Below are 8,312 nucleotides of genomic sequence, written 5' to 3' on the forward strand. Positions count from 1 at the left end.
CCCTGCGTTAAGGTTGCGTTACTTTGGCAAACCAGCCGAGACGGTCTGACAGATCGACCACATGTCCAACAACGATCAAGGCCGGGGGCTGGATGCCGCTTGTTTCCACATCATCCCCAGCATTCTGAAGTGTTGTTTTCAGGACTTGCTGGTTGGCAAGGGTCGCATTTGCAATGATGGCGACAGGCTCGTCTTTGTCCCGTCCAAATCCGATCAGTTTTTCTGTAATAATGCGGATATGTTTCATCCCCATATAAACGACAATTACAGGGGAACCTTTGGCAATATGCTCCCAATTGACACTTGGGACTTCGCCGTTCACATCATGACCGGTTAAAAAGGTCGCTGCGGAATTTGTATTTCGATGCGTGAGGGGTATGCCTGCATAAGCAAGGCCGCCGACGCCCGATGAGACAGCAGGAATAACGCGAAAGGGGATGTTATTGGCTTCCAGCGTCAGCGCTTCTTCACCGCCCCGCCCGAAAATATACGGATCGCCCCCCTTCAGGCGCAGCACGCGTTTGCCCTCTTTGGCAAGGGCGACAAGGCGCTCTGTGATATCATTTTGTTTCGCCGAGGGTTTTCCGCCCCGTTTGCCCGCATATTCCAAAATACAATCTTCACCTGTCAGCGAGAGGATTTCTTTGCTGACAAGGGCATCGTAAACGAGGACATCGGCTTGCCGTAGTCCTTCAATGGCGTAGAGGGTTAATAGTCCAGGGTCGCCCGGTCCTGCCCCGACCAACCAGACACTGCCTGGTTCAAAAGGGGGGATTTTGCTCATTATTTTGTCCATAAATTTCTTTTACACTGCATTTTCTTCTTCGCCAATAAGCATTCCGATAAAACAGGAAGATCAAAAAACAGTTTGGTTGTGCATTTATCGTGTTTTCTTCCATAAGGCGATCCTGTAGCCTGCAAACTCAGCGTTTAAAGAGAGAAATACATGCCTCAAAAACAGATGAAAATACGGGTCGAAGGATTACAGAAGCGGTTTGGCAAAGTGCAGGCTCTGGCAGATGTATCCCTTTCTGTCGAAACCGGAAAAATTCTGACTCTGATCGGGCCATCAGGCAGTGGTAAAACGCTAACGCTGAAAACAATACTTGGCTTGATAAAGCCTGATGCGGGATTAATCGAAATCGCAGGATCGACAGCTCCGTCCATCAATAGCGCAGAGCGAGACGATTTTTTACATCAGTTTGGCATTCTGTTTCAGCGGTCAGGCTTGTTCGATGGTCTGCCGGTATGGGAAAATATCGGTTTTCGTCTGTTGCAGGAAAAAGGAAACAGTCGGGAACAGGTCCGCGAAATAGCGGTTGAAAAGCTGAGAGCCGTCGGCCTGTCAGCGGATGTTGTGGATCTTTTCCCCTCTGAATTGTCCGGTGGAATGCAAAAACGGGTTGGGATTGCCCGTGCGCTGGCGGGTGAACCGCCGATTTTGTTTCTGGATGAGCCGACCGCCGGGCTGGACCCGATCATGAGCAATGTGATCAACGACCTGATCATTGAGAATGTCCGTAAACTGGGTAGCACTGCCATTGTTGTTACCAGTAACCTGGTCACGGCGGCAAAAGTGTCAGATGATATTGCGATGCTGCATGAAGGACGCTGTGTATGGTCTGGTCCGGGAAATACAATCACCGATACCGGGAATGCGTATGTGGAGCAATTTTGGAATAAGAAAAAAGATGGGCCGATTAAAATGGCCGTGGCGTCTCTCTCCTTCTAACGCTTTTCTCACGTTAGGCCAGCACCGAACGTTTATCCGATCAGAGATTAAATCTATCGGGGTTTCGCGTGTCTGGAAATACTGCATCTACTCAAAAAATTACGTCGCTTTTGTTGCCACGGCACGATATCGAATGGAAAAATGTTAACGGGTTTCTCTCTCCGTGGGCACGCCCGGTTCTGATTGAAAACAAGATGACAAGAGAACTGCGCCGCGATTTGCAGGAACAGGAACAATCTGATCGGGATTACCTGACAGAGATGGTCGAAGAACAATTGGCCGCCCTTCCGTCCATTGATAAACGTTTCTGGCTTGCCGAATTTCGATTTATGGCAAAAATTTTGAGGCTGGAGCAGCTTTGCGTCTATATGCCTGCCTTTGTGCAATTGGCAATGATGATGCCGCGTTCGCTTATATATTGCAGAAGAGAGGCGGTCCGGCTTTATTTAGACTCGAAATTGGACGTGATTGGTCCCTTTTCACAAAGACAGCAGCGGAAATTTATCAGAAGCAGCGTTCTTGTATATCCGTCCCACCTTTTATTTTCCATGTCCGAATTATTCGTCGGCTTGTTGATGCGTTCGATGGACCAGTCAGCGCAGGCAAATCGGCGACGTGTTTTGATGAGTGTCCGATCCTTACAGCTTATGAGCCGTGAGGAAATCAGTATCCGGTTTAAAAAAGAGGAAGAGTATCTGAATGAACTGGAGTTTTTGAAATGCCAGTGCGAGCACTATAAAATCAGGGTTCCCGAAATCTATGCTATCTCGGTAGAGGAGCTAAATGACTTTTGGGAAACCCTGAATTAACAAATGTTATGCGATCGCAGGAAGGCCAACACGTTTCCGCAGGTCTTCGTTACGAACGTCCAGCTCCTGACCGGCCAGATCATCGGATTGTTCGCCGCACAACCAGGCAATCGCCGCAGCAGGTTCGTGGGATGGAGACAGATTTTCCCGTGGAAGCTGGCTTACCCGGTTAATACCGGAGGCCCGGATGATACCCTGCATGTCGGTATCTACAACACCAGGGGCAAAACCAAAGACTTTTACGCCTTTTTCGCCGGCTTCATGGGCGGTTGCCCGGGTCATCATGTAGACCCCGGCTTTGCCACTGCAATAGGCGCTCCAACCTTCAAGTGGGTTATGCGCAGCACCAGAGCTGATATTGATAATAGTTCCTGAGCCCTGCTTGTAGAAATGCGGCAGGGCACTACGGATGCCGTTATAAACACCAACAAGATTTACAGAAATATTGCGAGCCCATTCCTGTGGGTCTGTATCTTCGATCAATCCAACAGGATCTACAATTCCCGCATTGTTTACGATCGCATCAACCTTACCAAACCGCTCGATGGTTTCTTTGACCAGTTGCTCGACGGCGTTGAAATCAGAAACGTCACAGCTCGCTGCAAATGCTTCTCCGCCAACTCCATCAATTTTTTCCAGCACATCTGCACAATCTGCAGCGTTTCTGGAACTGATAGATAGTTTTGCGCCCTGACGTGCACATTCCACTGCGGCGGCCGCACCGATACCCCGGCTGGCGCCTGTAATAATAATAACTTTTCCGTTCAGGTTGCTCATAGATATTTCCTGTTTTTGTTTTATGCGCCCAATTGATTTAAAAGGAAGAGCCCGGCGTTTTCAGAAACGCGCGTTCTTCATCTGTGGATTGTCTGTTCAATACAGCGTTTCGGTGGGGAAAACGACCAAATTTTTTTATTATGTCGTAGTGTCGTTGAGCGTAGTCTATGTCGACTTCTCCGCCAAATGCCTTAAATAGCGTCATGGAATATTCCTGATCGTGAAGATTTTCGCTGTGCTCGAACGGCAAGGCGGCAAACTTTTTATGCAGTGCGGACAAGCCGTCAAAATAGCCACGGTCAATCATGTGGCGGGCAATCTCTCTTGCTTTTGCATCGGCACTGAACGCTTTTGGGTCATCGCGAAACATGTTGCGGGAAAACTGATCCAGCAAGAGGATGAGAGCTAGGCATCCCATGTCGGTATCCGTCCAATCCAGGTAATGCCCCTCGGTTGCCTTGGAAAAATCTTCAAGAAAATTATCCCGAACAAGAGCATCAAATTCCTCATTTTTAGAGAACCATTCTTCCCGCGGTTTTCCGTAATCGGGATGGGCTGGCGGTAAAAACCAAAAATCCAGGATTTCCTGCTGTCGTTTCATATTTATTTCCTTTACCGGGCAGTTAATGTCCTTGCAACTTTCTTTCGCTAGACTAGGACTGTCTGAATAGACTGTGGTTTATCCCAACCCCTTTAATTGGAAGGTCAGCTCAATAGATGAAACAATATTTATCTCACCTGGTGTTCCTAAGTTTTTTAGCAGCCGGTTTGTCTGCCTGCAATGATCGATCGCAGACGGAACTTCTGGAGAAAATTGCCGGCACGACGTCACCTGAAGGTATTTTAGAAGCGGTCGGAGAACCCGATGAAATTGCCGAGGACGGTGCTTTACGCCACTGGCGTTACAAGACATCAGAAGGCGACGTTTGTTACACGGTTGCAGGCTCTTTGGCCATGCGGATGATTTGTTCTTAATTGGAATGGCCGTTTATGTTCCCAAAATCTAGGGTCTTTTGCTGTTTGCCCAGTCTATCCCGTCTGTTGGGGCTGGTCAGCATTATGCTGTGTCTTGGGGCCGTTGTTGCCGGGGCAGCTCCTTTAAAATTGCAGGGTATCAAAGGCAATGACGATCGCGAACGAGTTGATATTCAGCAATTTCCCTGGAATACGATTGGCCGGATCAATAAAGATGGCTCGTTTTGTACGGGCATCCTAGTTGCAAAGAATAAGGTTTTAACTGCGGCACATTGTTTTTGGAATAAGAAAACCCGACGCTGGTCGCAGGCAAAATATTTCCACTTTGTTCTTGGCTATGAAAAAGGAAAATATGTAGCCGCCGCAAAGGGCGTGTCCTACAAAACTGCGTTTAAGAAACTCCCGGACCTTAATCAATTTCCGCTGAAGCGTCAGAATGACTGGGCCGTGTTGACGATTGATAAAGACCTTGGAGAACAGTTTGGCTTTGTGTCCGTGTCTTCATCAAAAGGAGGCCGGTATTTAAAAAAGAACCGTTCGTCCGGCGATATCATTCAAGCTGGCTACAGTCGGGATTTTGCGCATGTTCTGACAGTACATCGGGGTTGCGATATTGTTCAGTACGGAACATTGAACGGGGAAAAAGCCCCGATTTTTTTGCATGAATGCGATGCGACCAATGGGGATTCAGGGTCGCCTTTGTTCATAAAAACCGAAAACACCTATACATTGATAGCTATTCATTCCGCGACGGTACGGGCCCAAAAAAACCAGCCCGCACTAGGGATAGCAGTCCCCAGTTTCCAATTTTCTAACGCCCTTAATTCGAAGGATTAATTGCCCCTTTCATTCGAATTGATGGCGGTTTGGTTAAAAAATATCGAAAATTTTAATAAAAAATAACCATATTTGTATGAAGATACCTCATATGAGGGATGTTTGCAGACCTTACTATCTATAGATTGCACTAATAGGTTGACGCTTAATTTGCGCCCTTTCTAGTGATAGCAATGAAGCCGTTGAAACATTGGTTTTGTATTTGACGGTATAGGTGATGAGTATGACGAACTCTGATGAAACAAAAAACGAGCTGGGTAAAGTCTCTGCTGATGCAATCCCATCAGCGACTGAAGAGGCAGTTACGGCCGTTGTAGAAGAAGAGCTTGTCGATCTTGATGCGTTATTTGACGCCCTGAATATTGCAGCGGCCGATCATCTGGACGCGATCCAGTTTGAAACAGTGCCGGGCGAAAAGAACGGCGTTCTCACTGTGCCCAATACAGCGTTGAACGCTGACAATCTAACCAGTGGCATGGATAGTATGGTATCCGCAGTCGATGATGCGGTATTGAAAGATACATTCCCTTCCGACGAGTCTTAAAAAAAGAGGATCATTTCTGATCCTCTTTCTTCAGTGTTTGGACTATTCTATTCGCCGATTATTCTTGAATAGCGGCCTCTTTCACATTCTCTTTGAAAGCCTCGCCTTCCGGTGTCGTCAGGAACTGGTCCAGTGCAACGACGACGTCCTGATCATACTTCTCAGGATTGCTTCTAAAGACTTCCATAGCTTCTTCAGTGCTAATTGCTTCACGATAAGAACGGGGTGAGAGGCGGGCCACAAGAATATCTGTTATGCCAAGAATTCGACCGGACATATCAATTTCGGCACCGCTCAGCTGCGCTGGATAACCGCTTCCATCCAGTCGCTCATACATATGGGTAACAGCAGTAACTACCGATTGGTCAATTTCCATGTCAGACAGGACAGATTTTGCTTTGCCAACATGGCCCCGCATGATCTCCATTTCCTGCTCGGTTAGACGGCCTTCCTTGGTTCGGATTTCCGATGGGATGGAAATCTTGCCGATCTGGGAAAGGTTTGCGCCTGTGCGAATGGCTTCTTTTGTTGCCTCGGGAAGTTCCATGATTTCAGCAACGGCGTTTGACAATTCGCTCATACGGCTAGAATGCCCGGCCAAATACGGATCGTTTTCTTCCATAATGTGAACCAAAATCGAGATTGTTTTGCGACCGAGCTCTTCTTTCTGACGCTGATGCATGATGAAATCTGTAATGTCACCAGCAACGGAAACGATACCCATAAATTGGCCGTCATCATCCATCAGGCGGCTTTTTTCAATGCGAAGGATACGTGTTTCCCCCTGAATTTCCATTTCAACAATGCGACTGGCTGTTTCTTTGGTATCCATGACTTGCTGGTTTAGGTCGGTCAGTTTCCGGGCAATGACATCCCCAAAAAGATCTCGATCTGATTTGCCGGCAATTGATTGCACTGGAAAATTAACAAAACGGGCAAGCGCCGGATTGGCATAAACATACCGCCCAGACGCATCTGTCAAAGAAATCAGGTCATCAATTGTATTGTTGATACTGCCTAACAAGCGGCGCTGTGCGTTGATCTGATGGGCAAAATCCCGGTACTGGTCGGCCATTGCTTTAGCATTTGAACTGCGAAGGCTTAACCAGATTCCAACCAAAACACTCATGGCAACAACAAAAATACTGGCCGCAATACCGTAGATGACCAGTGCATAGGTCTCTAGCGGGGCGAAGGCGGATCGCTCCGTCTCACCTTGTAGAATATACCAGTTTGTTCCTTGAACGATTGTACCAATTCCATAAACGCTATCAGGCTCCCCTTCCAGCTGTTTGGCAGAAAAAGAGCGAGGTTTCTGGTTTGTTAATTCCGAGGCCTGCTCTGCAAGAAAAGGAGGTGACGTTGGAGTGATCTCAAAGTAGTTATCATTCGAAATCTGGTAAAAACGGGTTCTCTCGCCAGATGTTGAAATACGCGATGGCTTAAGGATTTCCGCGATCTGACCAGACGCCGGTACGGTCATAACAAGAACACCTGCGACTTTTGCATTTTCTGCTGAGGCAGCAGATTGTGCCGGAAGGACAGGGATCAGAAAGTCGTAAACAAGGGTCTCACCAACGACCCGCAAAGGGGAGGTTGTTATTGATTTGGAAGCATATTGCGCGATCGCAAGCTCACGTTGTTGATCACTCAAGCCCGAAGCCCCGCTAGAGGCAAGATAGGCCCGACCATTCGCCCCTACAAGATAGGCTGAAAGAACATCGCTTTCCTGTGTGAAGCTGGTAATCGCGTTTTGCATATAGGGCAGTTGCTCCGCCAGTGCCCGGGGTAAGTCGTCTGTTTTTGCTTGATTGATTTCAGCCGCAAAAAGACGAAACAACGGATTGTTCACAATTTGATTGGCCCTTTGACCCGTCTGGCCAATCCAGGTTCGAACAATTTCGGCTTTGCTGACAACGGTGATTTCCTGTCGGGTTTTCAATTCATGCAGGATCTGTGCTTTTTGCTTACTAATAAAGAAGTCGGAAGCAAAGTAGCAAATGATCAGCAGCACAATCGCTATTAAGGCCCCGATTTTTAGGGGTCTGGATGTAGAGGGCAGTTTTTCATCCGGTACATCATCCGACATGAATTTGTTAAGCTCTAATCTGGCCATTGTTTCAGTCATTTTTTTCAACCCCTGCTGCCTTTTTCAGATCGGCAGCCTGCTTAGGAACGTGGGCCCATCTTTTTGTTTCATTTAACGAGTAAAAAGGAACGTAATAGCGCACAAGATCCTCTCTCAAGATCGTATTATTTTGAGAATCCAGAACATACCGTTCACTTCCTGTATCAACGCTGAGTATGGTGTGTGTCTTCCCCCGAAGAACATCATTGGTCACAACAATTCTCATACTTGATGCAGGGATGCCCAGTTCCTTTAAACTGATATATTTCATGATCGCAAAGTCTTCGGAATCGCCGCCATTGACAATAAATTCCAGCGGTTCCGCCCAGTGATCCGAACGTTTGTAGGTTTCTTCATCCGTGGTCATACGCCATTTGTTGATGAAGCTGTTTACTTGTCGGACCTTGGCGTTGGCTGTTTCCAGCTCTAATTCCTGAATCTTTGCGCGCCATAGGGTCATTTGTTGCGATTTACATTTCTGGATGTCCCGGTCGCATAAGGCGGCCTGTT

Annotated in this window: 10 protein-coding genes; 5 read left to right on the forward strand and 5 right to left on the reverse strand. The window is 47.4% G+C overall.

From position 1 onward, the window contains the following. Positions 1-7 precede the first annotated feature (7 nt). Positions 8-796: a uroporphyrinogen-III C-methyltransferase gene (cobA, locus tag ACJAYR_RS11215; protein ID WP_415236685.1), complete on the reverse strand. Its 789-nt coding sequence runs from the start codon at positions 794-796 to the stop codon at positions 8-10. A gap of 150 nt (positions 797-946) precedes the next feature. Between cobA and ACJAYR_RS11220 the strand changes: the two genes are divergently transcribed. Both ACJAYR_RS11220 and ACJAYR_RS11225 read left to right on the forward strand, forming a co-directional pair. Next, on the forward strand, positions 947-1,732 hold the full coding sequence (locus tag ACJAYR_RS11220; RefSeq protein ID WP_415236686.1) for an ABC transporter ATP-binding protein: 786 nt from the start codon (positions 947-949) through the stop codon (positions 1,730-1,732). A gap of 68 nt (positions 1,733-1,800) precedes the next feature. Next, positions 1,801-2,541, forward strand: coding sequence for a hypothetical protein (locus ACJAYR_RS11225; protein WP_415236687.1), 741 nt, complete (start codon positions 1,801-1,803; stop codon positions 2,539-2,541). A gap of 6 nt (positions 2,542-2,547) precedes the next feature. Here the strand turns inward: ACJAYR_RS11225 and ACJAYR_RS11230 are convergent, their stop codons facing one another. Further along, on the reverse strand, positions 2,548-3,318 hold the full coding sequence (locus ACJAYR_RS11230) for an SDR family NAD(P)-dependent oxidoreductase (RefSeq protein ID WP_415236688.1): 771 nt from the start codon (positions 3,316-3,318) through the stop codon (positions 2,548-2,550). 37 nt (positions 3,319-3,355) lie between these two features. Next, complete coding sequence (locus ACJAYR_RS11235; RefSeq protein WP_415236689.1) at positions 3,356-3,919, reverse strand: DUF924 family protein; 564 nt, start codon at positions 3,917-3,919, stop codon at positions 3,356-3,358. A gap of 116 nt (positions 3,920-4,035) precedes the next feature. On the opposite strand from ACJAYR_RS11235, the gene ACJAYR_RS11240 reads away from it, so the two are divergent. From ACJAYR_RS11240 to ACJAYR_RS11250, 3 genes are all read left to right on the forward strand, one after another. Continuing rightward, positions 4,036-4,293 carry a hypothetical protein gene (locus ACJAYR_RS11240; protein ID WP_415236690.1) on the forward strand — a complete coding sequence of 86 codons (258 nt, stop codon included), beginning with the start codon at positions 4,036-4,038 and terminating at the stop codon, positions 4,291-4,293. A gap of 45 nt (positions 4,294-4,338) precedes the next feature. Next, a complete protein-coding gene (locus tag ACJAYR_RS11245) occupies positions 4,339-5,130 on the forward strand; it encodes a trypsin-like serine peptidase (RefSeq protein ID WP_415236691.1) in 792 nt (263 codons plus the stop codon). Positions 5,131-5,353: 223 nt separating this feature from the next. Next, on the forward strand, positions 5,354-5,674 hold the full coding sequence (locus tag ACJAYR_RS11250) for a hypothetical protein (protein ID WP_415236692.1): 321 nt from the start codon (positions 5,354-5,356) through the stop codon (positions 5,672-5,674). Between the two features lie 58 nt (positions 5,675-5,732). Here ACJAYR_RS11250 and ACJAYR_RS11255 read toward each other — a convergent pair whose 3' ends face one another. Both ACJAYR_RS11255 and ACJAYR_RS11260 read right to left on the reverse strand, forming a co-directional pair. After that, the gene (locus ACJAYR_RS11255) at positions 5,733-7,802 is read right to left on the reverse strand and encodes an HD domain-containing phosphohydrolase (RefSeq protein WP_415236693.1); all 2,070 of its coding nucleotides are present in this window, start codon (positions 7,800-7,802) and stop codon (positions 5,733-5,735) included. Further along, positions 7,795-8,312: transglutaminase-like cysteine peptidase (locus ACJAYR_RS11260; RefSeq protein ID WP_415236694.1), on the reverse strand; the 518-nt coding region annotated here is incomplete at its 5' end. The genes ACJAYR_RS11255 and ACJAYR_RS11260, both read right to left, overlap by 8 nt.

Origin of the sequence: Sneathiella sp. (assembly GCF_047631475.1) — a bacterium.
Taxonomy (GTDB): Bacteria; Pseudomonadota; Alphaproteobacteria; order Sneathiellales; family Sneathiellaceae; genus Sneathiella.

Excerpts from the sequence above, each read along its gene's own strand:
- cobA (WP_415236685.1), bottom strand. The coding sequence starts at position 796 with ATGGACAAAATAATGAGCAAAATCCCCCCTTTTGAACCAGGCAGTGTC.
- ACJAYR_RS11220 (WP_415236686.1), top strand. The coding sequence starts at position 947 with ATGCCTCAAAAACAGATGAAAATACGGGTCGAAGGATTACAGAAGCGG.
- ACJAYR_RS11230 (WP_415236688.1), bottom strand. The coding sequence starts at position 3,318 with ATGAGCAACCTGAACGGAAAAGTTATTATTATTACAGGCGCCAGCCGG.
- ACJAYR_RS11235 (WP_415236689.1), bottom strand. The coding sequence starts at position 3,919 with ATGAAACGACAGCAGGAAATCCTGGATTTTTGGTTTTTACCGCCAGCC.
- ACJAYR_RS11240 (WP_415236690.1), top strand. The coding sequence starts at position 4,036 with ATGAAACAATATTTATCTCACCTGGTGTTCCTAAGTTTTTTAGCAGCC.
- ACJAYR_RS11250 (WP_415236692.1), top strand. The coding sequence starts at position 5,354 with ATGACGAACTCTGATGAAACAAAAAACGAGCTGGGTAAAGTCTCTGCT.
- ACJAYR_RS11255 (WP_415236693.1), bottom strand. The coding sequence starts at position 7,802 with ATGACTGAAACAATGGCCAGATTAGAGCTTAACAAATTCATGTCGGAT.